Origin of the sequence: Microtetraspora malaysiensis (assembly GCF_050947145.1) — a bacterium.
Classification (GTDB): domain Bacteria; phylum Actinomycetota; class Actinomycetes; order Streptosporangiales; family Streptosporangiaceae; genus Microtetraspora_A; species Microtetraspora_A malaysiensis.
On sequence record NZ_CP191998.1, the window covers coordinates 6,739,234 to 6,764,159 of the forward strand.

Consider the following 24,926-nt stretch of genomic DNA (forward strand, 5'->3'; position numbering starts at 1 on the left):
GGACTTTCACGGGCACCGGGCACGTTCCGGGCACACGGTAGATCACCCAGAGATCGATCTTCAGGTCAGACCAATGTGACGATCAAGGCAAGGCCACAACCGAACGCCCCACAGGGCTCCTCTGCCCAGTTGCGGCATTTCGGCGGTCATGGGCGTTCCAAATGCGCCGACTCCGACAAATAGGCGAAATCCCGGCAGTTGAGGCTGGTAATTCGGCAACCAGCGGACGAATAATCTGCTGGTTGCCGCAACTCCTCCACCCGGAAACTCGGCTGGTCTTGGGACGCAGCGACGCGAACCAGACGCGCACACCGGGCCGATGAGCTTCACCTCACTAGTACCTGCGTGCCGGCCTGGACCTGCCCGCCGCCGCTTCAATGTCAGGGATCCGGGCGGTGGCCGAGCGCCGCATGGACGACGTCGTGTTCGTCTCGGAGAGTGCTGTCAGGGGCGCCACTCCGGGCGGTAGTCCTCGTGCCCGTCGTAGGCGGCGGCCTCCAGGCGCAGCAGGTGCTCGGCCTGGGCGTGCACCGGACGGGCGACCGCCGCCGAACTGGCCAGGGTCGTCCGTTGCGCGTTCGACCCTGCCGCCCGCGCCGACGCCGTACGGGCCGAGGATCTGACCTGGGCGGACGCGGGTCCGATCGGAGCCGAAGAGCACATGGACCACTACCGGCACGACAGCGGTGTCAGCGTGAGCTGGGCCTGGCACGAAGCGCCCCGGCAGAAGGTCCCCGCCGACGTGCTCAGCCGCCTGGTCGCTCCCGGTCCGTTCCCCAAGCGGGTGAGCGTGCAATACCGGCCGCTGCCCGCCGCCGAGGCCACCCGCGTCCTGGAGGACGAGGTCAACGCCGCCGCGTTCCGCGAGCACTACCGCCGCAGGACCGGCCGGGACGAGACCGCCCGCGACGCCTTCGACCAGGCACGTGCCCGCCAGGCCGCCGCCGAGGAGGCCACCGGAGCCGGGGTCACACTGGTCACGCTCTACGTCACGACCACCGTCACCGATCTCAACGACCTGCCGCGCGCGGTTGCAGCGACGGCTCATTCAGCTTCTCGGACACACCCGAAGTGGCTGGCAAGTACACGTATACCTTCCAGTGGGCCGGCGACGAGGCGACCCTGTCGGCCGTGTCCAGACACGAGGTCACAGTGGACCAGTAGGCATGGAATCAGTCCCGATCAGCAGGCCGGGAAGCGCCCTGAGATAGCAGCACGAAGGCCCGGAGCATCAGCTCCGGGCCTCTTCGCATGTTGGGCACCGCCGTTCTTTGCCCGCATTCCGCTGGAGCGGCCAGCGCCCTGGGCGCTGGCCGCTCCAGCGGGTGACGGTTATCGGGTCACGACGGCCGGATCCGGTAGGCGCGGATGATCGTCTGTTCCGCCGTGCTGCCCGCCTCGTCCACCGCTTGGGCGCGCAGGGAAACGAATCCGTCACCGGCCGGGTGGCGCAGGACGGCCGCTGACCCGTGGATCTCGGCCTTGGTCCAGGTGGCGCCGTCGTCGTAGGAGACCTCCACCGACAACCGCCTGACGGGACGGGCGGCGCTTCCCTCCAGCGGCTGAACACTCACCGGCACGGTGAAACGCCGTCCGGACGGGGCGGCGTTCTCGGTGTCGAGGGTGGGGCTGAAGCGCACGACCGACACGGGCAGCCGCGTCGGCGTGTCGTCCGCGACGTGCCCGGACCGGAACGTCCACACGCCGGACACGCGCGTGGACAGCGTCGCGGGTGCTCCGCGCTCGCTCTCGACAACGAGACGGTAAGCGGCCTCCTGCGCGGGCACGGTGAAGCTCGTCACGATCTCCGGCTGCTCGCCCACGAGGGTGCCGTCACGGTAGAGGGCGGTCCGCTGCGTCGCCCGGGAAGAGTAGCCGAGCGATCCTCTGGCGTCGCCGTACATGAGCAGGCTGGTCGAGATGACGTCACCGGTGCGGCTGACGCCGTCTGAGTCCGGGTAGCCCGCCCAGGGCAGGGTGGGCGAGAATACGCCGCGGTTCCAGGCCTCCGTGTACGCCCGCCCGGACCGGTAGACCGCGAAGGGTGACTCGAAGCTGTTGACCCGGCCGTCGGGGGCGTACTCGAACAGGTAGCGCTGCCAGCGGATGCCGTCGTCGGTGTTGACGTACTCGACCTGCTTGAACGGCGTGCCGAACGTGGTGTGCATCAGGAAGGAGAAGACGGCGCCGTCACGCGGCCAGGCGCGGCTGGCCGCGTTGGCCTCCGCGTCGGGCAGGTGGCGGGCATAGTCGGTGTGGATGGTGGCCAGGTCGCGCTGCGCCACGCGCCGCTCGAATCCGTTGACCATGCCACCAGAATGAAACCAGGTCAGGCGGTAGGCGTACGGGCTGCCGACCCGGGCGGCGGCCCACACCCCGGCGACCTTGGTGCGCACGCCCGGATAGGCACGGGCGGGGCCGAGCTGGGCGGTGAAGGTGCTGTTGTAGGAGTTGCCGAGCCAGCCCCAAATACGCGACGACCCGGCGGCCACCTGATACTGGTAGACGATCTCGGCCAGCAGCGGGACGGCGTCCGCCCGGGGCAGCGTCAGCGATATCGGCCGGCCCAGCCGCGCGTCGGCCTCCACGGTCTGCGATCGGTCCAGGTCGAGGCCCGGGTGGACGAGGAGCGTCCTGCTCTGATCGTCGCGGATGGTGGTCCTGATCAGCCATCTGCCCTTGGGCAGCCGTAGCGTGACCGGCCCCTCGGGCTCCACCACGTCGATCGGCGTCTGGTCAGTGTCCAGCGGGTACAGAGTCGTGAAACTCTGGGCGGTCGGCCCGCCGTTCCTGCCGGTGAACCTGAAGGTGAGGTCGTAGCTCTCGACCTCCTTGTTGACCCCGACCGGCGTGCTGACGGTCAGGTCACCGTCGCCGGTAGCGACGACGTGCCCGCCGAGGGGCCCGTCGGGCCCGCCGGCGCGGGTGTCGGAGGTGACGACGGCCTCGGCCTGCCCGCCCGCGGGGACGGTCAGCGTGGCGGGTGTGACACTGAAGGACTTGTCGCCACGCACCTCCAGGCGCAGGGTCACCGGCTGCTGCTGGTGGTTGCGATAGACGATCTTCTTGCTCGCTGGCTGGTCGTCGTCGTGCGGCCACCGCTGTTGCCCGAAGCTCAGCGCGGGCGGCTCGACCGTCACGGCCTGGCTCGTGCCGCGGGCCGCGTCCACGAGCCCGGCGCCCTGCGCGAAGACCCCGATCCCCGGCAGCGGCCGGGCGGTGCCCATGAGGACCGCCTTGAGCGTGTCGCCCTTCCAGCCGGGGTGCGCCCCGGCCAGCAGCGCGGCGACGCCCGTGACGTGCGGGGTGGCCATGGAGGTTCCGGACATGGCGACGTAGGAGCCGTCGCCGGGACTGTCCTTGCCGCGGGCCGCGGTGATGTCCACGCCGGGGGCGGTAATGTCCGGCTTGAGGCCGTCATCACCGGCGCGCGGCCCGCGGCTGGCGAATTCGGCCTGCTCGCCGGACTTGCTGACAGCGCCGACCGCCAGCGCGGCATCGGCCGTACCGGGCGAGACGAGCGTACGATCGGCACCTTCGTTGCCCGCCGCCGCCACGAACAAGGTGCCGTAGCGCTCGCTGAGCGTCTGCACGGCCTCCTCGAGCGGATCGAGCCCGGAGGTGTCCGGGGACCCGAGGCTCAGGTTGACGACTCTCGCGCCCTGCTCGGCCGCCCACTGCATGCCCGCCAGGATGGCCGAGTCCGAGCACCACCGCGACTCGCACACCTTGCCGTCCAGCAGCGCCACCCCGGGGGCGACGCCACGGTACCTGCCGTCCGAGGCGGCGCCGCTACCCGCGATGGTGGAGGCCACGTGCGTGCCGTGCCCGATCACATCGCGCTCGTCCTGGACCTCGGTGAAGTCGGCCCGCGCCACGACCCGCCCGGCGAGGTCGGGATGGGTCGCGTCGATCCCGGTGTCAAGCACCGCCACCTTGACGCCGGCACCGGTATACCCACGCTCCCACGCCTGCGGCGCGCCGACCTGCTTGACGCTCACGTCGAGCAAGATCTTCCGGCGCCCGTCGAGCCACACCTTGCCCGTGCCGCCCGCGAGTGCCTGCCACGTCCGCGCGGCCTCGCCCCTGCGCTGCCGTACGGCGAAGCCCCGCACCGCGCCCAGCGACCTGAACCCGCTCATCGCGCGGACGGCCGGCGCGGGACCGGAGGCCCCGGTCACGAGCAAGGGGAGCTCCTTGCGGCTGTCGTCGTACCCGAGCTCCAACAGCCCCGTCACGTCGAACAGCCGAGGGTCGAGCCGTCCGGCCGCGACCAGCGGTGCGGCGTCGCTGGGTAAGACGCGCAGCCGCCCCCGCGTCTCGTCGGTGAGGAAGGTTACCTTCTCCCTGCCCTCGCCCGGCTCCACCATCGCGCTCGTGGCGCCGGTCACCGTCACCTTGTCACCGGTAACCAGCGTGACCGTCCGCACGCCGGCCACCGGCTGATCACCAGCCTGCGCGACCGCCGGAGGCGGGACGGTCACGGCCGCGGCAAGCACGGCGACACCGGCCCACCATGTCGTTCTCTGCACGCAATTCTCCGATCATCAGGGGTGCTGGGGCTGACGCCTAGCCGGTTGGGGATGAGGCGTCGAATCATGCCGACGGCGCCCCTCAGTTCTGCTCGTCGGTTGCTGAGGCGGCGGTCGTCACGCCGCGGCCACGGATCACTTGGCAACACCGACACCACACCCGGGCTGACCGCACAAGCGCAGATTGCATCGTGGCTAGTGCGGCCAGTGCCGCCAACGCGCGCTCGCTGGAGAACAGCCGGGGCGGGTCCCTCGGTCGTGGGGGTTTAGCCGCGGGCGGGGGCGGTTCGCTCTGGTTCGGGGACCACGGGAGGCAGCGTGTCGGTCCACTCGGAGACTCGAACGGTGGTCGTCCCCTCCTTGTAGATCTTGCCGCCCTTGCCACTGCGGTAGCTGGAGCCTAGGACGAGCGAGGTTTCGGGGTCGATGATGACCTTCAGATCCACGCCGAGGTCGGAAATCTCCAGGCCGTCGCCGGCGCGGCCCAGGCTGTCCTTCATGGTGCCGATGCTCTTCACGATGGGAATCGTGGCCAGCGCCCGGAAGGCCGCGGCGCGGACCTGCGGTGGAGCCGGCAAGTCGCCCAGCAGGTTGACCAGGGAATTGGCCACGAACCACTCGCGTGCGGTGGGATCCGCATCGCCGTCGCCGTTGTCGACCTTGTTGGCGATCCACGCCTTCAGCGCCTCCGGATCGGTCGGCAGCTGCTCAATCTGGGAGAAACTGACGTGGCTGTCGGCCAGGGAGAATGTCTTGGGGCCCTTGGCCTCGTAGACGGTGTCGCCCTGGTCGGAGAGCACCCATGGCTGCCCGTCGCGCCTGACCCAGCTTTCGGAGGACTTCGTGGGAAGTGTCTGCTTGCCGGCGCGCACGCTGTAGTCGGCCTTGACATGCCAGTAGGTCCCTGAGTCGGACCTGGTCTGCGCGGTGGAGGCGGCCGCGAGCAGGATCTGAGTGCTGGACAGCTGCACCGGCACCGCCGACGCGCTGTGAGGCGTGCCGTTCGGCGATCCGGTGGTCACCGCCACAGGCGTTCCGCTGGTGGTGACCACCACGGCCACAGCCACAGCCGCGGCAGCCGTGAGGCCCATACCTCCGGTCAGCCAAACGAAGCTCCTGCGCCTCGGTCGTGCCTGGGCGTTGTGGAGTCGGCGCCGCCCCTCGCGTACGACGGTGTCCGAGGGATCGGGCTTGTGCAGCATCTCGCTGATCATCTCCAGTTCGTTCATGGTTCGATGTCCTTCAGTTCGGTGCGGAGCTTCTTTCGGGCACGGCTGAGCCGAGAACCGACGGTGCCGTACGAGATCTGCAGGCTCTGTGCGATCTCCTCGTGGCTGAGTTGGCCGAGCGCCATCAGCAGCAGCACGTCCCGCTCGCCTTGGGTCAGCCTCATCAGCGCCTTGGCCAGCTGAGGCTGCAGCCGTTTGGCGCTGACCGCGTTGACCACCCGGGTCTCGTGGCTGTCGGCATCCGGTTCGGCCCACATGCGAGCCAGGGCTCGGTAGTGGCGGGCCTCCTTGCTGCGGTGCCGTGCCACGAGGTTGGTGGCGATCCCGAACAGCCAAGGCCGTAGGCCGCCACGCTTGGGATCGAACTTCTGGCTTCCGCGGAGGGCGATGAGGAAGGTTTCGGCGGCCAGGTCGTCGGCGGCCTGTACGTCCAGCCGTCCGGCGATGTATCGGTAGATGTCTCGGAAGTGCCGGTCGTAGATGGCCGAGAAAACGGCGGGATCACGACCGGCCTGGGCGGCAAGCTGGGCATCAATGAGGTCCTCGACCGCGCCTGGTCCAGGGGTCACGTATTGGTCTCCGTCATGCGGGTGCCTCTCGGGATCGGCGACACTCACCTGAACTTCTCCCAACCGCCCGATCGCTTTCCCGCATGATGCCGTACGGTCCTACGCTCACCGTGGCTCAGGTCTCCGGGTCGGCGGACCCGGATGGCGGGTCGGCGGTCCCGGGCGCTGATCCCTTGACGACCTGCACGACTCTGCTGGCTAACTCGATTCAGGCGGTCAGGGCTGGTTCGAGTCGGGCCAGGTGACTGGTGCGTTTCCGGTTCAGAGGGCGGCCGTTCCACCAGGCGTCCAGGCGGATCAGGTTGACGGCGATGGCGGAGACGATGTGTTCGAGGTGGACTTTCTTGATGCCGCGGTAGCGGGCGCGGCGCAGGCCGGTGGCCGTGACGGCTTGGTGGATGGTGGCCTCGATACCGCATCGGATGGCGTATCGATCGCGCCAGGCGGGGGTGGCCTGTGCGGTGCGGGCGGCGTCGAGGGTTTCCTGGATCGCTCGTGGGTGCAGGGTGAGGTGGCGGCCGCTGTGGTGGGCGCTGGTGCATAAGTCCCGGACGGGGCAGGGTCGGCAGGTGCTGGGCGAGAAGGCGGCCACGATCATCGGGGTGTTCTTCTGCCGGCAGGGTGTCCAGGAGGTGCTCTTCTGTCCTTGCGGGCAGGTGACCTGCCGGCGGTCCCAGTCGCTCGACGACCGCGACGGCCGCCGCGTAACCACGGGCTGCGTCCTCGTTGATCGCTCGCCAGGGGCCGACGGTTGCTCGTGTGGTTGCCCCGTTGGTTGCTCGGTGATTGCTCGTGTGTACGCGATACGGGGAGAAACGGTCCGTCACAGCGCGGCACATCAGCAGGGCCAAATGGGGGCCGAAGGATAGAAATCGGCACGCCGAGGCACAGGGTGGCATTCATCCAGGAAACTCATGATCCGTGGGTCGTGGGTTCAAGTCCCACCCGCCCTGCTCAGTTTGATCAGTGAATATGGCCCCTGACCTGCGATTTCTCGATGTGGGCTGATCTCGGCCCGAGAAGCAGGCCACCGTTGGTTGCTCGTTGCTTGCTCGCGCGTACGGGTTCTGTGCGCCCAACCAGCGGACTTCGGCCTGGTTCATGTAGGGGGCCGCGCACGTGGTAGATCGCTTGATCGCCGATCATCAGGTCAGACCCCAAAGACGATGAAGAAGTCCACAGCCGAACACCCCACAGGGCTCCCCTGCCCCGTTGTGGCATACCGGCGGTCACGGCGACTCTGGTGGCTAATTCGATCAGGCGGCGAGGGTGAGTTCGAGTCGAGCGAGGTGGCTGGTGCGGGTGCGGTCCAGCGCATGGCCGTTCCACCAGGCATCCAGACGGATCAGGTTGAGTGCGACCGCGGAGAAGACGTGGTCGAGATGGACCTTCTTCAGACCCCGGTAGCGGGCCCGGCGCATCCCGGTGACCGCGACAGCTTGATGCATAGTGCCCTCGACTCCCGCGCGGAGAGCGTATTTGGCCTGCCAATCCTTGGTGTTCTGCTCGCTGCGCGCTTGATCAAGGGCTCGCTGCAGCTCACGCGGACGCAACGTGAGCTGACGGCCACCCTTCCGCGCCGTGGTACACGAAGCCCGGACCGGGCATGCCCGACAGCTCTCGCCGGGGAACTTGACCACGATCGCCTCGGCACCGCGCTGGGTGCACGGGCTCCACGAGGCGCTGACCTGGCCCTGCGGGCAAGTGACCTGCTCGCTCTTCCAGTCGACCGTGAACGCGGTGCGGTCGAACCCTGCACCGGCACGGGCCTGCGAGGAGTGATCGAGCAGGACCGGGGTGATCAACGCCAGGCCGTAGACCGTGCGAGAGGTGACCAGCAGCTCCGCGGCGGCGTACCCCGAGTCCACGTAGTGCTCGGCCGGCAGCAGGCCGCGCCGCCGCAACGCCTGGTGGATGATGCTGGTCATCGCCACGTCCGGCACGGTCGCGTCCGTGGTCGACACGTTCGTGATCAGGTTGGGCGGGAGGCGATCCTCCCCGTTCTCCGGCTCCTCGCTCACCGGGTCTGTGTTGCCCGGGTCCCTGTTCGTGACATCGCGCCCGTCGCTTGCCTCCATCGAGTGGGAACTGCCGGCCGAACTGCGGGCCATGGTGTGGCAGGTCTCGCTGATGTGGACCTTGAAGCCGTTCCAGACGAGGTCATCGCCCTTGGCCGCCCAGCGGGCGTCGGTGTCATACGGGGAGGTCAGACGCCATCTGCCCGGCGGCAGTCCCTCTCCGCCTTCATCGAGTGCCTGCCGCCTTTTGACCACCTCCCGCCCGTCCTTGCCAGTCACCCGGGTGTAGTTCTGGATCAGCATCACCCGCAGCGCCTGCACGGCGGGCAACTGCCGCAGCCAGGGTGGGGAGAACGGCGCATAAACGGCTTCCACCAGCGCATATCCGTCCGCGCCGTACGCGAGGGCGAGTTCGGTTCGCTTGGTGGCCGAGGTCGGCAGCCGCCAGGAGTCCACCCGGGCGTGATACCGCCGCGACCAGCCGCCCACCTCCAGCACCTGCTCGACCCAGCCCGCAGCCGCCGCGGCCAGCGCCTCCAGCGCCGCCCGCACACACTCACCCGCCAGCTCGATCCGGTTCAGATCCCGCACCGCACTGATCACATGCGTGGAATCAGTTCGCTGCATACCACCAGCCTTCACCAGGCCCTTTGCGGCCAGCCTGGCCAGCAGCAGATCCAGGACCCTCTCCTCCAGGCCGTGCTCGGCCACCCGGGTACGGAACTCACTCAGCACGGTGTGGTCGAACCCGGGATCGTCCAGCTCCAGCGATAGTGCGTACTTCCAGTCCATCGCGTACTTGGCCCGGTCAGCGGCGGCCCGGTCGGTCAGGTTCTCCACCTTCTGCAAAACCGTGACCAGCGCGAGCAAGCCCGGGGAGAGGCCCGGGCGGCCCCGCGTCCCGAACGCTTCAGCGAACTCGGCATCGGCAAACAGTTCGCCTAGCTCATCTCGAACCCGCATGGCCAGCGGATACGCGCCCTTCGCCGAGGCCGCGCGCGCCACCCGCGCGGTCATCTCCGGAATCTGCGGCCACGGCTGCGGCTGCATCGACACGACTGCTCCATATTCGCGGCCGGGACGGGGGAACAGCCGCACACCGCATGATCCCGGCCAGACAGCCCCAGATCATCAACATCCGCCCGTGTGTCACAAATTAACCACCAGGGTCCACGGCCGCCCCAAACGCGCCAACTCCGACAAATGAGCGCAACCCGGCAGTCGAGGCTGGTGGCCAGCAACCAGCGGACGAATAATCTGCTGGTTGCCGCGGCTCCTCCATCCGGAGACTCCGCTGGTCCAGGGACATGGCGACCGGACTGAACGCGCACGCTGAGGCTGATGAGCTTCGCGTCAGCGGCATCTGCGTTCCAGCCTGGATGCGCCCGCCGCCGCTCTCAGCTCGAGCTGCTCGCGGACCTCGGCGGAGACGGCCACACCACACCAACGAGTCCAAGATCAGAAATCGGGGGCCGATCGTGGCCATAACGTGGGCCGCCTAGTCCGGCGGCTGGTGCGCACCGGCTGGCGCGGAGGCCTCCGTCCCGGCAGGTGAGGGCGCTGTCCTATGCCGCGGGCCAGCCAGGTGAAGTCGAGGGCGGTCGGTGCTCCGGATCAGGCGCGGTTGTAGGTGGCGGCCCAGGCGATGGCCTGCCTCGGGATGGCCAGGAGCCAGATTGCGGAGGCATCGTCCAGATGCAGAACGCTCAGGGCGGGCAGATAGAGGTCTTCCTCGAGACGGTCAGCGATCAGGCCGCGGGCCGGCAGGCTGCGCCAGCAGGCCGGACGCTCAACCTTGCCGTGGGCTTGGCCTTCCTCACTCTCCCTGCTGATACCTGGTGCAGAGCACCCTGACCTCCTGCCCTGCCCGCTGGGCGCAAGACGGCGTTGGTGCGGACGGCAAGGTGCCCGACGGTGGCGGTCTCCTTGTCCTCGTGTACTTCACTCACCCGGCCGGCACGCGGAGCCTGTGCCGGCGCATCCACAACCGCGTCCCCTTGCCGGGCTAGGACCACCCGGTTCGCGGACCTCGATGAGGGTCCGGGACGAGTGGGCCACGAAGGGGCCCGGCCTCGATCTTCTCGTGCCGTTCGTGCAGCCGGTCGCGATAGCGTTCGACGGTGAAGTGGGGCACCGTCCAGATCACCTTGTGCAGGAAGTAGACAACCGCGCCAACGCCCATGATCTTCAGGCGGCCGCCCGCGCCTGTGCGGCTTTCTCGTCCGGGTGCCGTCTGCGGCACAGCTCGCGCGGCAGGGGGGCCGAGGAAGAACTCGATCAGCTCGAACATGGTCTTGGGCCCCACGTACTGGGCGAAGTACGTGCCGCCTGGACGGAGCACCGGGCGATCTCCTGCCATCACACGGTCGCCGATAGGTCCTCGTCGGCGAAGGGCAGCGACGGCTCGTCAGGGTGGCCCCTGATGACCACGCCGCGCGGGTGCAGCAGCGTGGTGGCCCGCGCGAGGTTCGGCGGCCACGACTCGGTGGCCGCCATCTTGGGCAGGAACTTCGCGGTTCTAGCCAGCACCTCGCCGCTACCCGTCTGGACGTTCAGCCGGGTTGTGGCCATCGCAAGTCGCTCGCTCATCAGGCGCTGGCATCCCCCAGGAGGGCCCATGCCTCCGTCGCCCGCCCGTCCAGCAGGAGAAGTCCCAGCGGTCCACGGACACGGAGCCCGCTTCGGCCACAAGCTCATCGACCGTACGCGACATGCCGCCATCTTCGCTCGTGCCGTAAAATCACCGTCCTGCCAGTTGGGCGTACCCATCGTCGGGAATGAAACGCCGACCTTACCTCGGGGGCCAGCGTATGCGGCGCCGACGGCAATACTGATTTCACTCTCTAGTCGTTATGTAATTGCTGTAATCAGCCATTACATTACCCTCGGCGTCCCGTGCAGACGTGATCTCGATGCGGTATTTTGTGGCAGGGCAGAGCGGGCTGGTAGGGGTGAACGCCCATCCTTGACTATCGCCCGTTGTGGCATAAGTTTTGATATCGACTCTGTTGCCGGCTGGATCTATCAGAGAGAACTGCGGATCCGTAACAGGAACCAGAAAGCCTACCCTGACCTCCGGGACGAGATCGACGTTCCCATGTTCATTTACGAAGCGGCATCCAATGAAAGGGACGAATGTCGCCATCTCTTCTCCTTATCTCAGATTCTCGGGAATGTGAAGGGCGTATGGCAGGCTGTCGATGACATGTTCGTCGAATCGCAAACCGGTTTCGGATTCTAGAACCGCTAGCATTACAGTCTCCAAATATGGGGCACCTGCCTCTGCATCGTCGGCCTCCTCAGCCCACAGGCCACTCTCGAAGAGACCGGCATATGCTGAAAGAGAACTATCCCGCAGCAGTCCGATCATGTCGATCGACTTGTCTCTAACGCGCACATCTTCATCCCAGCTGCCGCCGTTCCCGCTGGGATCGATATAGCTGAACATTTTGTCATAGAAATCCCACTGGACCACCCCGCGATGCCGCCCCTTGGCGAGAGCAGCATCACCTCGAAGAAAGCGACCGATGCCGGCCTCATCGAACGTGACCACCGTAGGCCCGACTTGCCCGATGAGCAGACAGCCTTCCTCCTCCAATGTGTCATGTCCCGCGGCAGGAAGAAGATCCGCCTCATGCATCCCGATACAGCGAACGGCTTCGGCAAGCAGGATTGGCATGGTTATCGTGTAACAGAAGTGTTCGCGCGCCTCAACCAGTTCTTGATAGATCTGGGCGACTGCACGGTGAACTGAAGAGCTCTCGCTACGCATGCATCAACCTCTTTTGCGGAAGAAGGAAGAACTCTGGCGTATTAGCGAACACTGCGCCTGCCGAAAACTCCGTCCGCGCAGTTCAAGCCGCATGTGAGTATTCGTGAAGGACGCCACCGAGCCGGTCTCGTCGGCGTATGTTCAGGTTGATGATTCGCTCGGGATCCGTGATCGGATCCGGGACGGTACGCAGCGGGGCCGCTTGGGCCAGGGCCTGGTGAGCTCGGTGCTGGTTGTAGAACCGTTCGTACTCGCACAGGGCGTACCGTAGGTGGCGTTCGTTCCAGATCAGGCAGCGGTCCAGTAGCTCGCGGCGGCACGACTGCACCCACCGCTCCATGATCGAATTCATGCGCGGCACCCGGATACCGGTGAGCACAGTCTCGATGCCGGCGGTCAAGGTCCGCCTTGGAGGAGCACTCTGATGAACGGGCTTGGCCGTACTGGATGGGTGCCTGGATGAACCCTCCAGGCCGGTGGCGCGTCCCTCAGGTATGAAGAGATCGCGTTTGACCGTCATCGCGGTGCTCGCGTCGTTGTGCGCCTGCGGCCAGTCTGGTGCTGGTCCGGTATCCACTGTGGCCGGGACCGAGACGATCGTGTTGCCGCGGGCCGATCAGCCCAAAGCGCATCGGCCCACCCTGGAGCGGCTCATGCGAGAGGCGGCGTCGTCGGGCCGCCCCCTGGAGGAGGTCGTCAAGCGGTACGCGACCCGGGTGGCTGCTACCTCATCGCCCAAGCCGACGGACTTCGAGGGTTACGACCCTGCGGTGGCCGACCCGGACGTGGCGATCGACGGCATTCCCTACGCTGAGCTGGTCGACCTCGGGGCCATCGCCAAATCGGAGGGCATCTCCTACGAGGAGGCCATCGACCGCTTCGGCTCACAGTCGTCCAACAGCCGGGTGATCGACAAACTTAACGTGGAGTTCCCCGACGAGATCTCCGGCGTCAGATACGTCGACGACCAGCGGGGGCTGCGCGTCGGCTTCAAGGGTCCCATCCCGACTCGCGCGATCGAGCTGGCCAGGACTCTCCCCATGGAGGTCACCCTGATCGGCGGCAAGGGATTCTCGGCCGCGGAGCTCCGGCAGGCCCAGGACACGGTCGTCTCCTGGCTCCGATCCCGTTCTGAGGTGGCCACGATGATGGCGCACCCAGATGACGAGACCGGACAAGTCAAGGTCACAGTTCAGCCGAAGATGATGCCGGACGATGCGGAGGAGTTCAAGCGCGGGCTTCAGCTTCCGCAGCTGGACAATCCGCACATCACCGTCGAGGTCACGCTCTCCGCCGACTCGATCGCCGTTCGGCCGCAGTGAGGGCCACCGAAGCCCCCGGCGCGCACACGGCTGGGCCCGAACCGCACCGAAACGATCACGAACCGCAAGCGCGATCCCTCACTCCGCTGCCTGGCGGCTGGGGACATGTTCGGGAGCGGAGGGCCTTCTAGATGCCGACTAAGGCCCCCGCGCTGCTGCGTCTTTCGGCAACTGCCTGAGACGACGAAGCGGCCCGCGTTCGTCACCGTGAGGTAGGCCAAGCTCGCCACCACGGCCGATCTTCATGCCCGCCCTGAAGCGCTCGGGACACCCACTAGGACCGAGATCGCCCACCGTGCCTACGACCTGCGTGGATGCAGACGCGAGGATGCCCCGGCTTGATCTCCTCCACGCCGAGTGGCGCAAGAGCACCCGCAGCGGCGCCAACGGCGACTGCGTCGAGGTGGCCGTCATCTCGGCCACTGACGGCCACAACACCGGCGAACGCCTGTACGCGGTTCGGGACTCCAAGGACCCCGACGGCCCCGCCCTCATCCTCACGCCCAGCGAGTGGGAAGCCTTCATCGCCGGCGTCAAAACGGCGAGTTCGACTGAACTCCCTGCACCAACTCTGGGGCTGTGCGGCTTGGTCTGAGCCCGCGCGTCATCAACCCAAGCGACCCGCTACAGCCCTACGCTGTGGCACCCCCACCATCCGTCCCGGCTCTGCTCTGACACTCCGTGCCTGGCGCGAGGCGCCGTAGCGAAGGCAGGCGTTACATGGAGCCCTACCTGATGAAGCAAACGGCAAGGGCGTCAGACAAGTCCTCACCTTTGTAGTCCGACCAGTCCGCGCCGCCCGTGTAGCGGGCCCAGTCCGCCTTGCTGATCTCCGTGCCGGGGTTGACTCCGCAAGCAGCCCGCCCCGGGTCGGCGACGATCTCGGCGAGGTCCCCGAGATCCCATAGGGAGACCCCGCCGGGGCCGGCCGCCAGGACGACGCCGGCATCGGCGCCGAGAGCCACGGAGTTGATCTCCCGCGTGTATCCCTTCAACGCGGCCAGCCGGGCCGGCCTGGACCGGTCGGAAAGGTCCCAGAGGATTGCCGAATCGCTCGGTCCGGCAAGCAGGGCGGTCCTCCCATCGGGGGCCAAAGCCATGCCATACATATCATTGAAGGGCACATCAAGCGCAGCCGCGCGAACCGGACGCGACGGGTCATCGAGGTTCCAGACCTCGGCCCAATGCTCGCCCCCGACAAGGACGACGCGCCCGTCCGCGCTCATCGCCGTCGCCCTCAGATACTTCCCGGCAGGCAGGGCCAGATCGGCCGCCTTGACCGGACGCGAGGGATCGGAAAGATCCCAGACCGCCACCGCTCCATCGTCGTACAAACCGCCGTACGAGATGACGGCGATCCCGCCGTCCGCGCTGAGTCTGAGGTCGCTAAAGATGGCGAAGGTGAGAATTCTCGTCACCGACTGCACCGGACGAGACCGGTCGGTCAGATTCCACACGGTCAGGTCGCCGCCGAGGTCGGCGGTCACCGCCGTGCGGCCGTCGCGCGACAACGCCATCGCCCGCACGCTGGCGTCGTCCTCGTCGTTCTTCCCGCCCGCCAATACGGCCGCCCGGATCGGCTTGGCCGGATCGGTGAGATCCCACACGATCGTGTCGCCGACATCGCCGCCGGTCAGCGCCGTCCGCCCGTCGCCGCTCAGCGCCGTCATGCTCATGCCTTCCCTGCGGTCCTTCAACACGGCGACCCGATCGGACTTATTGACGATCTTGGGATCGAGCCAGGTCGTGAGGTCCCAGACGCTCATTTCGTCGCCGCCGGTCAAGGCGATCCGCCCGTCGTCGCTCAGCACCACCTCGCCGGAGGGGTCCGAGGTGAGCTCATCGCCACGCATCCCGACCATCGTGTCGATCAGCCCCGCCCGGGTCTGCTCGTCAGAGTGGATCTCGACTGCGGCCAGGCCGAGGTCTAGGGCCATGCCAGGGGCGGCGTCACGCAGCTCCGCGGCGTGGAGCGCGAGCCCATGAGCCAGTGCGATCCGTTCCTGAGCCGTCGCCCTGTCGTGCTCACGCTTCCACGCGAGTCCAGCCACGACCAGGGAGACGGCCAGGAGCACGGCAAGCATTAACGCGCACGTTCTCCGGCGAGGACCGCCGCGTGCATCCGCATGGCGGGCTCCGGCCAGGTCATTCATCTCGGCTCCAGTCCATCCGGATCACAGCGGCGCGTATTCCGTTTGGTAAACGTGCGCGTAGAGACTGAGTCACAGGAACTACTCAGCAACGTTGGAGCGATCTTTAAGAAAGTGATCACACAGTACCTGTCGACGATCTTTACGTAAAGAGTGGACAGAAGCGGCAGGTTGTTCGGCCGCTCTCGTGCGGTGCGCTTTCCACCGTCCAGCGGGGCCGCTGCGCGTTCGGGGTCGCGAAGGCTCAGTGCGGCACCGCCCGCACTTGTCTCGTCGGGATGACACCCGCCCCGAACTATCCCCGGAGCGGCGCCGGTGGGCGCAGTAAACGCATGGTTGCTCCGTGGCTGCTCGCGGTACACGGCTGGGGTTGCAACGTCATCCAGGCATACATTGCTCATGCCATCGCCGGGATGGTCGCTCGTTGTTTGCTCGCGTGTACGCGGCACGGGGTGGAATCAGGGCTCCGGCAAAGTCGGTTGAGCCGGTCTGATCATGTGATGCCAAGTAGCGCGAGGGGACGGGTGGCGTCTCGGCCGAGTCGGCGGAGGGCCTGGGCGATGTTGGTCTCGCCGGCCGGGCGCAGAGCGCTGATGGCCAGGTTGCGCAGGGTGGCTAGCGCGGGGTGTGCTGCCGGTCCGGGTCTGGGAGTGGTCCTCGCCGTAGGCGACATCGCGGACATAGTGGAGCTTGTTCTCGATGGTCCAATGGCCGCGGATCCAGGCGGCCAGGTCGGCAGGGCGGGCTTGATGGGCCGGAAGGCTGGTGATCGCGTAGACGGTCACGCTCCGCCATTTCGTGCCCGGGCCGAGGCCGCGGACCTGGCGTTTGAGCTGAATGGCCTGCACGGCGTAGGGGAACAGCAGACCGGCGGCCACACTGACTACCTTGATCGTGCGCCGCTCTTCGCGGCCGTGACCGCGGTCTTTGCTGCGGTGGTGGATCTCGACCTGGCGCCAGGGCAGGCCGGTGAGCTGCCGGTACTGGCTCGGCTGGTTCTTCTTGACGATCAGTAGGTAGTGCGCGTTCTTCTCACCGACGAGGAATTCGGCGTGGTCGCGCTGGGTGTGCAAGGCGTCCGCCGTGATCACGCAACCGGTCAGGTCCATGTCGTTCAGCAGCGGCCGGAACCGGGTTATCTCGTTGGTCTTGCCGTCCACGTCGGTCTGGGCCACGTCGGTGCCGGTGGCGTGGTCCACGGCGGACAGCAGGTGGACGGCCTCGCCGCCGCCCGAGCGGGTGCCACGCAGGCTCTTGCCGTCCACCGCGAGCGCCCGCCTGGGTGCCTCGGCGATCCCGGCGGCGAGGAGCGGGGTGGTGATCCATGAACAGATGGCGGCGTCGAGTGCGTCGGCGTCCACGATGGCCAGGGCACGGCGGATGGTGGCTTCGTGCGGGAGTTGAAAGTCGCCGGTCAGCGGGTCGCGGCGTACGCCGAGCAGTGCCAGGACCTGCTGGGGAGCATCGGCCGCCCACTCGGCGATGGCGGTGAGCGATCGTGCTCCGGCGACAACGGCCACCGCGGCGATGGCCAGCAGCGTGCACCATGCGTGCCGGATTCCACGGCGACGGCGAGGGTCGGGGACCGCAGCGAGGTGATCGAGCAGGCTCACGCAATCCACCGATGGGAGCGTGGATACGTTCTCGGCCACGCTGGCGAGTTGGCTCAGGGCAGGGGAGATCGGGGATGATGAGGGGGCAGGTACGGTCTTCTCTGATCATTTGGCGTCGAGAACCTCATGATCACGCGGATCGTGCCTGTTCGCATGTCGGCGGCCGTCCGCCCCTCATCGGCCTCTACTCCGCGGAAGCCAGCCCTGAACCGGACATCAAGCCACTATGCCGAGGCCCTGCACCCCACATACTTCCGCTGGGACCGATACCCGAGGTTGGAAAGCTGGGAGGCATGGTGGCCCCGAGGACATACACCCCTGAGATGCGTGAGCGCGCTGTAAAGATGGTGTTCGAGCTGCGCAAGAGCGCCACCACCCACCCCGCTGATGCCGCTCGCTGAAAATTCGCAGAGCGCCAACACACCCCTAGGGTAGATCAGATGCCCCCCGCTTTCCGTCGTTACGTCACCGCCGACGGCTTCAGCCAGTTCGGCACCCAGGTCACGCGCGTGGCCCTCCCGCTGGTCGCGCTGCTGGTGCTCGACGCGGGCCCGTTCCAGCTCGGCCTGCTCAGCGCCGCCGAGATGATCGGCTTCCTCCTCTTCGGGCTGCCCGCCGGTGTGTGGGTCGACCGGTTGCGCAGGAAGCCCATCCTGGTGACGGCCGACGTGCTGCGCGCGGTCGCCCTGGCGTCGATCCCGATCGCCGCGCTGTTCGACGCGCTTACGCTGGCGCAGCTCTACGCGGTCGCCGTGATCGTCAGCATCGGCACGGCCTTCTTCGACGTCGCCCACCTGAGCTTCCTGCCCTCCATCGTGACCAAGGAGCGCCTGCCCAAGGGCATCGGAACCCTGGAGTCCGTGCGCAGCCTCGCCGTGCTCTTCGGCCCCGGGCTCGGCGGCTGGCTCGTGCAGGCGCTCACGGCGCCCATCGCCATCGTGGCCGACGCGGTCAGCTACATGATCTCCGCCACCCTGCTGACGACCGTCAAGGCCGAGGAGACCCCCTCCGGGGGGCGCGTGAGCCTCATGGAGGGCCTGCGCTACGTGCTCGGCCACCCCATCCTGCGCCTGATCGGCCTCGTCGGCGCCATGAACATGTTCATCAACGGCATCTGGGCCATCGTCCAGCCGTTGTACCTGGTCGACGAGCTGGGCGTGAGCGCGACGGCCTACGGCCTGATGATCTCGGGCGCGGGGGCCGGCGGCCTGCTCGGCGCGCTCCTCGCACCACGCGTGATCGCCCGCTTCGGTCACGGCCCCACGATGTACGGCACAGCCGTCCTCATCATCCCGCTCAACGTGCTCGTCGCCTTCACAGGACCAGGCTGGCGGCTCGCCCTGTACCCGATCGGCATGGCGCTCATCTTCCTGGTCGCGGTCATGTACAACGTCGCCCAGGGCAGCTACCGCCAGGCGATCTGCCCAGAAGCCCTGCGCGGCAGGATGAACGCCAGCCTCCGCTTCCTCATGTGGGGTTCGCTGCCGCTCGGCGGTGTCGTCGGCGGGCTGCTGGGCGAGGCCGTCACCGTTCACCAGCTCCTGTGGATCGCCTGCCTCGGCACCGCGGCGGCCAACCTACCCTTCGTGCTGGCTCCCGCCGTACGAAAGCTCAAGATCACGGACGACGGCGGCCGTGTGGACGCCGACGCCAAGGAGGACAGCCGCGCGTAGGTCGTCGGGGGTGTCAACGTCGCGCCTGACCGAGTCGATGCCGTCGAGGCACAGCTCCTTGGCGCCGCCCGCCAGATGCTTGGCCCTCGACTCTGCGCCTGCCGAAAACTCCATCCATGCAGTTCAAGCGGCATGTGAGTATTCGTGGAGGACTCCACCAAGCCGGTCTCGACGGCGTATGTTCAAGTCGGCGATGCGCTCTGGATCAGTGATCGGATCAGGGACGGCGCGCAGTGGGGCCGCCTGGGCCAGGGCTGGGGCGCGGTGCCGGTTGTAGAACCGTTCGTACTCGCGCAGGGCGTGCCGTAGGTGGCGTTCGTTCCAGAGCAGGCAGCGGTCGAGAAGCTCACGGCGGCACGACTGCACCCACCGCTCCGTGATCGCGTTCATCCGCGGCATCCGGATGCCGGTGAGCACGGTCTGGATGCCGGCATCGGCGAGGATCTCCTCCATGCGAGTGGGAAACTTCCCATCCCGGTCGCGGATCAGATAGCGGACCCGACAACTGGCGTCCTCCAGATCCATCACCAGATTCTTGACGGCCTGCACGACCCAGCCCGCGGTCGGGTGAGCGGTGGTGCCCAGCACACGGACGTGCCGGGTGGCGTGCTCGATGACGGCCAGGATGTACTGACGCCGCCCATCAAGCGTGACGGTCTCGATGAAGTCGCAGGCCAAAATGGCGTCGGCTTGCGAGCGCAGGAAGTCGGCCCACGTGCTGGACGCCCGCTCGGGAGCCGCCAGCGCAGGATGGTGTCTGGGCGGACCAGGAGCTGCAGGCGGCGTAGGAGCTCACGGGGCAGCGACGTCAATAGGGCGGCGAGAAAGGCTCGGTCTTCGGGGGCGAACCTCACCCTCGTGCCGGCGCCGAGTTGCCGTTCAAGGACGGTGATCTGGTGGCGCAGGGCGAGAATCTCGACATCCTTGTCACGATCGCCCATCGGCAGCAACCGCAGCGCCGCGAAGGTGTTCGTGACGGCGAGATAGGCCAGGCGAAAGAGCATGGCCGAACATCATGCCGCACTCCCACCCCTCCCTGTCAGCCGGAGATCACGTACGTCAGGCGAAGTCATGGCCAAGGCCATGACCTGGGCGGATGACATTATCGGCAGGCGCAGTGCCGTCACCACCGAATCTGCGGCAGAGCCGTTCTTCTTGCAGTCGCGTTGCGCTGGTCACGCAGGCCAGGGAAGCCGTAAGGGCCAGCCGGGAGAAGCGGCGGCCGATCTTGTTCTTGGGTGCCTTCCTCTACTCCACTGACCAGAAGAACCATTCTGGTCAGTTTATTCGATAGGTTCGTCGTGACTGACAGGAAGGGAGTCATCATGGAGAACGCAGCTGGGCGTGGCCGTGCGCTGGTGGTCGGACTCGGGATCGCCGGCATCGCCACCGCGCTGCGGCTACGGCAGGTGGGCTGGGAGCCGGTTCTGGTGGAGCGGGCCGCCGCCCGCCGCTCGAGCGGGTACTTCATCATGTTGTTCGGCACCGGCGTCGCCTCCGCGCGGCGGCTGGGCATCCTCGACGCGATCGGCGACCGCAGCAGCCCGCAGATGGTCTCCTACGAGGTGAACCGGGCCGAGCGCCGCACCCCCGGCATGAGCCCGGCCCACCTGCCCGGCAGACCCCGGCAACTGCTGCGCGGCGACATCGAGCAGGCACTGTTCTCCGCGCTGCCAGCAAACGTGGAGATCCGCTACTCCACCGTGCCCACCCGCATCACCCAGGACGAGTCCGCAGCCGAGGTCACGCTGCAGGACACCGCCACCGGCGCCACCGTCACCGAGCGCTTCGACCTCGTCGTGGGCGCCGACGGGATGCGCTCGACGGTGCGCAGGCTGGTCTTCGGCCCCGCCGAGTACCTGCATCCGCTGAACTACATGATCGGCGCCACCGTGCTGAACGAGCCCCTCGAGGGCTTCAGCCAGGACGAGGGCCTGGTCCTGGCCGAGCCGGGGCGCTCGGCGTGGATCTTCCCCTTCCACGACCACACGCCGGGCCTGCTGTTCTCCTACCGCACCGACGACATCGACGCCGAGTTCACCCGCCCCGCCATCGAGTCCATCCGCGCCGCCTTCGGCCCCCAGTCCACCGGCGCGCTGCTGGAGAAGTTGTTCACGGCGTTCGAGCAAGCCCCGGAGCACCTGTTCGACTCCGTGCACCAGGTCAAGATGCCGCGCTGGCACCGCGGCCGGGTCGTCCTGGTCGGCGACGCCGCCTGGTGCGTGACCCTGTACGCGGGCATGGGCGCCTCCAGCGGCATCGCCGGAGGCGAACTGCTGGGCACCATGCTGCAGCGCCACCCCGGCGACCTGCCGGCCGCGTTGCGCACGTGGGAGGCCCGGATGCGGCCGTTCATCCATACCGAGCAGATCAGCGCCCTGACCATGCGCAGACTGTTCACCCCGCACGACCGCAAGGAACAATTCATGCGCACCGCGATGCTCCGCCTGATGCGCGCGCCAGCCATCGGGCCGGCCATGCGCAAGATAATGAACGGCCCAGACATGAAGAACAAGGAATTCGACGTCGCCGCCGTGTGACCCGTCGTCGCATGCAAGAAGAGGACAGCCCAGGTGAGCCAGCTGATCGAACACCACTCGCGCAAAGCCGCCCGCATCCTGGACAGCACACGCGCGCTGGTGGCCGACCACGGCGTGCGCAAGGTCACCGTCAGCGAGATCACCCGGGCGGCCGGGGTCGGCAAGGGCACTGTCTACCTGTACTGGCCCACCAAGGAGGACCTCATCCTCGGCCTGTTCGCCCGCGAACTGCTGAGGTTCCTGGACGAGGTCATCGCCCGCATCACCGCCGACCCCGCCGCCGTGCTGCCGCGCCGCCTGGCCCCGCTGCTGATCCGCACCGGGCTGGAATCCCCGCTGGCGCGCCGCCTCAACAGCGGTGACGCCGAACTGCTGCGGCTGCTCACGGAGCAAGCCGGCGACCGTGACCTGTTCGACCGCACCCAGCCCAGTGCCCTGTGCGAGGCGGTCATGCCGATCCTGCGCCGGCACGGCCTGATCCGCCACGACCGCCCGCTGGCCGACCAGGCCTACGCCATGCACGCCGTGCTCGTCGGGTTCGGCACCGCCATGTCCGAGCCGGCCACCGCCCCGCCCAGCGCGGGCGACCCCGGCGACGTCCTCGCCGACACCGTAGCCCTGCTGCTCGACCCCCCGGATGCACCCGGTGATCAGGCCGTCACCGCAGCCGCCGGCCAGACCATCGCCGTCTTCCGCGAGGCCAGGGACGCCGTACTGAACATCATCGAGCGCAGCCAGACTGCGGGTGCCGATTAATCATCCGGCCAGGTCAAGCCGCATATCGGCACCCCTGAGGACACTGCCGAGTCGATCACGTCGACGGGCGTCGAGCAGCGTGACTAGTGGACAGACCCAGCTCCTCTCCGGCTTTCAAGTCAAGCAAGCTCAGTATCTCGTTGGCTGCTCGGCGGTCGCTCGTTGATCGCTCGCCGGGGTGCCCAATGGTTGCTCGTGTGGTTGCCCAGTTGGTTGCTCGGTGATTGCTCGTGTGTACCCGGCACAGGGTGAATGGGCCGTCACAGCAAGGCACGTCAGCGGGGTCAACGGTGGACAGGAGGATAGAAATCGGCACGCCGGGACACTGACCGGCATTGATCAAGGCGACGAATAATCTGCTGGTCGATGAAACTCCTCCACCTCGAAGCCCCGCTGGTTGAGGGCTTGTAGCGTGCTGCGGGGCGAGCCCTGCGCCGGACCATCTCCGTCTGCATTCCGATCGAGATTCCGCAGGTCGACCCTGGTCATGACATGCTCCGCCGGACCTTCATATTCGGCACGATGGATACTCCCCCCATCTGCTTGACCCATGGAAGGCACCCGTGGACGACGACCTCCCGTACACCATGACCCTCAGCCCTGCTAGCGAGCCGATCGACGAGTTCGTGACCAAGCTCAGCGGAAACCCCGTCTGGCTGGAGGCACCGCAATGGCCTGTCTGCGTCCGGCACGATCGCCCGATGGCGTTCATCGGCCAGTTCCGCCTCCCCGGCAGAGAGCCCCGCATGGCCTACCTGTTCATGAGCGAGCGCTGTGAGGGATCATGGGATCCAGAAGCGGGCGAGAACGCGCTCATCGTCCAGCCCGGCCGTCTCCCGCCCTTCATCCAGACACTGCCCGGCTTCACCGGCCCAGACGGAGTCCATGGCGATGTCCACGTCGATCTCGACGAGGTCGACCCCAAATGCCTAAAACCATGGGAGTCCCGAATCATGGGGCAACCTGAGTGGCTGCAATCCGAGGAGTATCCACCCGGCGCCTGGTCGTTCTTCTTCCAGCTCAACGAATCGGACTGCACCTGCGCCAACTTCGGCGGCGGCATGGGTTACGGGTTCCTCAGCGCAGACAAACGGGAGGGCCGTTTCCTCTGGCAGTGCTGAATCCCGAACCGTCCGGACGCCATCCCGCTGTCGCGGCACTCAAGGTGTCCACACTTAGGGGGAGGCTCCGTGGTCTGGGCATCGATAGTGTGCTCATTCCATGGCGACGGCGCTCAGCCCAATCGGGGCGATTCATCTCGATAACTTGCCCACCCCGGCCACGCAGGAAGCGGCTCAGTGCAGTGGGCTTCCCCCCGGGGCGTGGACACCCGGTTTCATGCAGCCAGTTCGGCCACTCTAACAAGCCGATCTTCATAGACGGCCGGGGGTAGGTTCCCGGTCGCCGAGTGCCTTCTCCGGTGGTTGTACCAGGCGATCCAGCGGAAGATCTCGGTACGGGCCTCTACCTCGCTCGACCAGCGGCGCCTGCCCCGGCCGTGCAGCAGTTCACGCTTGAGCGTGGCGTTGAATGCCTCCGCCAGGGCGTTGTCCAGGCACGTCCCGGTCCTGCCCACCGATCGGCGGATCTCGTACTTCTCACACAACTTCGCGAACTCGGCCGAGGTGTACTGACAGCCGCGGTCACCATGAAAGATCACCCCGTCGACCTGGCCGCCTCGCGCTCCGACCGCCGCCGTCAACGCGTCGCTGACCAGCTCGGTCCGCAGATGGTCGGCGATCGACCAGCCGACCAGCCGCCGTGACCCGATATCGATCACCGTCGCGAGATACAGCCACGCGTCACCGACCGGCAGATAGGTGATGTCCCCGCACCACCTCCGGTTGACCTCACCGGCCGTGAAGTCGCGTTTGAGCAGGTCAGGGACCGGCGGAGCGAGCTCGTCAGGGATCGTGGTCCGCCTGCCCTTACGCAGATGCAGCCCGACGATGCCGTTCACGCGCATCAACCGGGCCACCCGCTTGGCGTTGACGCGCTCACCGTCATCACGCAGGTCCGCCGTGATCCGCGGGGAGCCGTTCGTCCCACCCGAGGCGCCATGAAAGCGCCGGATCTTCTCCACGATCCGCTCGTCCTCAACGACACGCGCCGCTCGGGCCGGCTCCCGCCCCAGCCAGGCATAGAAGGCGCTACGCGCCACGTTCAGCACCCGGCACAGCCGCTTGACCCCGTAGACGAGGCGGTGGACGGAGATGAACTGCAAGCGGCCGATCAACGATCCATCTCCTTCGCAAAATACGCGGCTGCCTTGCGGAGGATCTCCTTTTCGATCTCCAGCTCGGCCACCCGCTTACGCAGCCGCGCCAGTTCCTCGCGTTCACTGCGGGCCAGCCCGACTCCGGCATCGGACTCCTGCTGTTCGGCCTCACGCACCCACACGCGCAGGGTCTCGCGGTTCATCCCCAGTTCCCGCGCGACATCCGCGCAGGTCCGGCGCGACTCGCGGACCAGCTTTACCGCGTCCTTCTTGAACTCATCGCCGTACTTCGACGGACGTGCCACCCGACAGTCTCCCCTTCATGGAACGAGGTCCAATTGTCAGGGGTGTCCACGCCGAAGGGGGAACCTCACAGCTCCATACGATCCGGCCCCTTCCACACCGGCCTGTCGCACGACACCAGCCGCGCGTGCCCAGACCAGCAGATCCCGATGCGGCAGCCGTGGCTGGAAACAAACAGGTCGTCAAGGTGGCACCCGCCGTGGTAAACACCGCGGCCGTGGTGCCACGCCA

At 67.3% G+C, this 24,926-nt stretch carries 21 protein-coding genes and 1 pseudogene; 7 read left to right on the top strand and 15 right to left on the bottom strand.

The genetic code is table 11. The features are described 5' to 3' along the window. Positions 1-553: 553 nt before the first annotated feature. A complete protein-coding gene (locus ACQP1V_RS31750; protein WP_433426028.1) occupies positions 554-1,372 on the top strand; it encodes an SCO6880 family protein in 819 nt (272 codons plus the stop codon). Here the strand turns inward: ACQP1V_RS31750 and ACQP1V_RS31755 are convergent. The 10 genes from ACQP1V_RS31755 to ACQP1V_RS31800 all read right to left on the bottom strand — a co-directional run bounded on the left by ACQP1V_RS31755 (position 1,341) and on the right by ACQP1V_RS31800 (position 12,520). Continuing rightward, positions 1,341-4,532: a S8 family serine peptidase gene (locus ACQP1V_RS31755; protein WP_433413664.1), complete on the bottom strand. Its 3,192-nt coding sequence runs from the start codon at positions 4,530-4,532 to the stop codon at positions 1,341-1,343. The two genes, ACQP1V_RS31750 and ACQP1V_RS31755, sit on opposite strands and share 32 nt — an antisense overlap. 266 nt (positions 4,533-4,798) lie before the next feature. Next, entirely contained in the window at positions 4,799-5,734 is a 936-nt protein-coding gene (locus tag ACQP1V_RS31760; RefSeq protein WP_433413666.1) for a CU044_5270 family protein, read from the bottom strand. 23 nt (positions 5,735-5,757) lie between these two features. Then, on the bottom strand, positions 5,758-6,330 hold the full coding sequence (locus ACQP1V_RS31765; RefSeq protein WP_433413667.1) for an RNA polymerase sigma factor: 573 nt from the start codon (positions 6,328-6,330) through the stop codon (positions 5,758-5,760). A gap of 208 nt (positions 6,331-6,538) precedes the next feature. Continuing rightward, positions 6,539-7,042: a transposase gene (locus tag ACQP1V_RS31770; protein ID WP_433413668.1), complete on the bottom strand. Its 504-nt coding sequence runs from the start codon at positions 7,040-7,042 to the stop codon at positions 6,539-6,541. Positions 7,043-7,586: 544 nt separating this feature from the next. Further along, positions 7,587-9,398 (bottom strand): transposase, encoded by a 1,812-nt coding sequence (locus ACQP1V_RS31775; protein ID WP_433425761.1) that lies wholly within the window; start codon positions 9,396-9,398, stop codon positions 7,587-7,589. A 955-nt stretch (positions 9,399-10,353) separates the two neighbouring features. Further along, complete coding sequence (locus ACQP1V_RS31780; RefSeq protein ID WP_433413669.1) at positions 10,354-10,689, bottom strand: hypothetical protein; 336 nt, start codon at positions 10,687-10,689, stop codon at positions 10,354-10,356. Between the two features lie 17 nt (positions 10,690-10,706). Next, a complete protein-coding gene (locus ACQP1V_RS31785; RefSeq protein WP_433413670.1) occupies positions 10,707-10,937 on the bottom strand; it encodes a hypothetical protein in 231 nt (76 codons plus the stop codon). Between the two features lie 247 nt (positions 10,938-11,184). Continuing rightward, a complete protein-coding gene (locus ACQP1V_RS31790) occupies positions 11,185-11,493 on the bottom strand; it encodes an Ig-like domain-containing protein (RefSeq protein WP_433413671.1) in 309 nt (102 codons plus the stop codon). Between the two features lie 9 nt (positions 11,494-11,502). Further along, on the bottom strand, positions 11,503-12,120 hold the full coding sequence (locus tag ACQP1V_RS31795; RefSeq protein ID WP_433413672.1) for a hypothetical protein: 618 nt from the start codon (positions 12,118-12,120) through the stop codon (positions 11,503-11,505). 82 nt (positions 12,121-12,202) lie between these two features. Next, positions 12,203-12,520 (bottom strand): integrase core domain-containing protein, encoded by a 318-nt coding sequence (locus ACQP1V_RS31800; protein WP_433413673.1) that lies wholly within the window; start codon positions 12,518-12,520, stop codon positions 12,203-12,205. A 109-nt stretch (positions 12,521-12,629) separates the two neighbouring features. On the opposite strand from ACQP1V_RS31800, the gene ACQP1V_RS31805 reads away from it, so the two are divergent. Continuing rightward, positions 12,630-13,442: a hypothetical protein gene (locus tag ACQP1V_RS31805; protein ID WP_433413674.1), complete on the top strand. Its 813-nt coding sequence runs from the start codon at positions 12,630-12,632 to the stop codon at positions 13,440-13,442. A gap of 328 nt (positions 13,443-13,770) precedes the next feature. Continuing rightward, entirely contained in the window at positions 13,771-14,037 is a 267-nt protein-coding gene (locus ACQP1V_RS31810; RefSeq protein WP_433413675.1) for a DUF397 domain-containing protein, read from the top strand. Between the two features lie 133 nt (positions 14,038-14,170). On the opposite strand, the gene ACQP1V_RS31815 is transcribed toward ACQP1V_RS31810, so the two are convergent. Both ACQP1V_RS31815 and ACQP1V_RS31820 read right to left on the bottom strand, forming a co-directional pair. Continuing rightward, complete coding sequence (locus ACQP1V_RS31815) at positions 14,171-15,526, bottom strand: WD40 repeat domain-containing protein (RefSeq protein WP_433413676.1); 1,356 nt, start codon at positions 15,524-15,526, stop codon at positions 14,171-14,173. 524 nt (positions 15,527-16,050) lie between these two features. Beyond that, positions 16,051-17,205 (bottom strand): ISAs1 family transposase, encoded by a 1,155-nt coding sequence (locus ACQP1V_RS31820; protein ID WP_433413677.1) that lies wholly within the window; start codon positions 17,203-17,205, stop codon positions 16,051-16,053. 440 nt (positions 17,206-17,645) lie between these two features. Here ACQP1V_RS31820 and ACQP1V_RS31825 point away from each other — a divergent pair, with 440 nt between their 5' ends. Continuing rightward, a complete protein-coding gene (locus ACQP1V_RS31825; RefSeq protein WP_433413678.1) occupies positions 17,646-18,878 on the top strand; it encodes an MFS transporter in 1,233 nt (410 codons plus the stop codon). On the opposite strand, the pseudogene ACQP1V_RS31830 reads toward ACQP1V_RS31825, so the two are convergent. Together ACQP1V_RS31830 and ACQP1V_RS31835 are read right to left on the bottom strand one after the other, a co-directional pair. Continuing rightward, positions 18,828-18,968, bottom strand: a pseudogene (locus ACQP1V_RS31830) (2-phospho-L-lactate guanylyltransferase); the annotation flags it as partial. The gene ACQP1V_RS31825 and the pseudogene ACQP1V_RS31830 sit on opposite strands and share 51 nt — an antisense overlap. Positions 18,969-19,001: 33 nt before the next feature. After that, positions 19,002-19,556, bottom strand: coding sequence for a hypothetical protein (locus ACQP1V_RS31835; protein ID WP_433413679.1), 555 nt, complete (start codon positions 19,554-19,556; stop codon positions 19,002-19,004). A 647-nt stretch (positions 19,557-20,203) separates the two neighbouring features. Between ACQP1V_RS31835 and ACQP1V_RS31840 the strand changes: the two genes are divergently transcribed. The 3 genes from ACQP1V_RS31840 (at position 20,204) to ACQP1V_RS31850 (ending at position 23,295) form a co-directional block, all read left to right on the top strand. Next, positions 20,204-21,418 carry an FAD-dependent monooxygenase gene (locus ACQP1V_RS31840; RefSeq protein WP_433413680.1) on the top strand — a complete coding sequence of 405 codons (1,215 nt, stop codon included), beginning with the start codon at positions 20,204-20,206 and terminating at the stop codon, positions 21,416-21,418. Positions 21,419-21,451: 33 nt separating this feature from the next. Further along, positions 21,452-22,174 (top strand): TetR/AcrR family transcriptional regulator, encoded by a 723-nt coding sequence (locus ACQP1V_RS31845; RefSeq protein WP_387409984.1) that lies wholly within the window; start codon positions 21,452-21,454, stop codon positions 22,172-22,174. Positions 22,175-22,737: 563 nt separating this feature from the next. Then, positions 22,738-23,295 carry a hypothetical protein gene (locus ACQP1V_RS31850; protein ID WP_433413681.1) on the top strand — a complete coding sequence of 186 codons (558 nt, stop codon included), beginning with the start codon at positions 22,738-22,740 and terminating at the stop codon, positions 23,293-23,295. 215 nt (positions 23,296-23,510) lie between these two features. Here ACQP1V_RS31850 and ACQP1V_RS31855 read toward each other — a convergent pair. Beyond that, positions 23,511-24,697, bottom strand: a protein-coding gene (locus ACQP1V_RS31855; protein ID WP_433412153.1) for an IS3 family transposase whose coding sequence is annotated in 2 segments (ribosomal slippage) — positions 23,511-24,425 and positions 24,428-24,697 — 1,185 coding nt in all. Because the reading frame shifts where the segments join, the coding sequence is not laid out codon by codon here. Positions 24,698-24,926 lie beyond the last annotated feature (229 nt).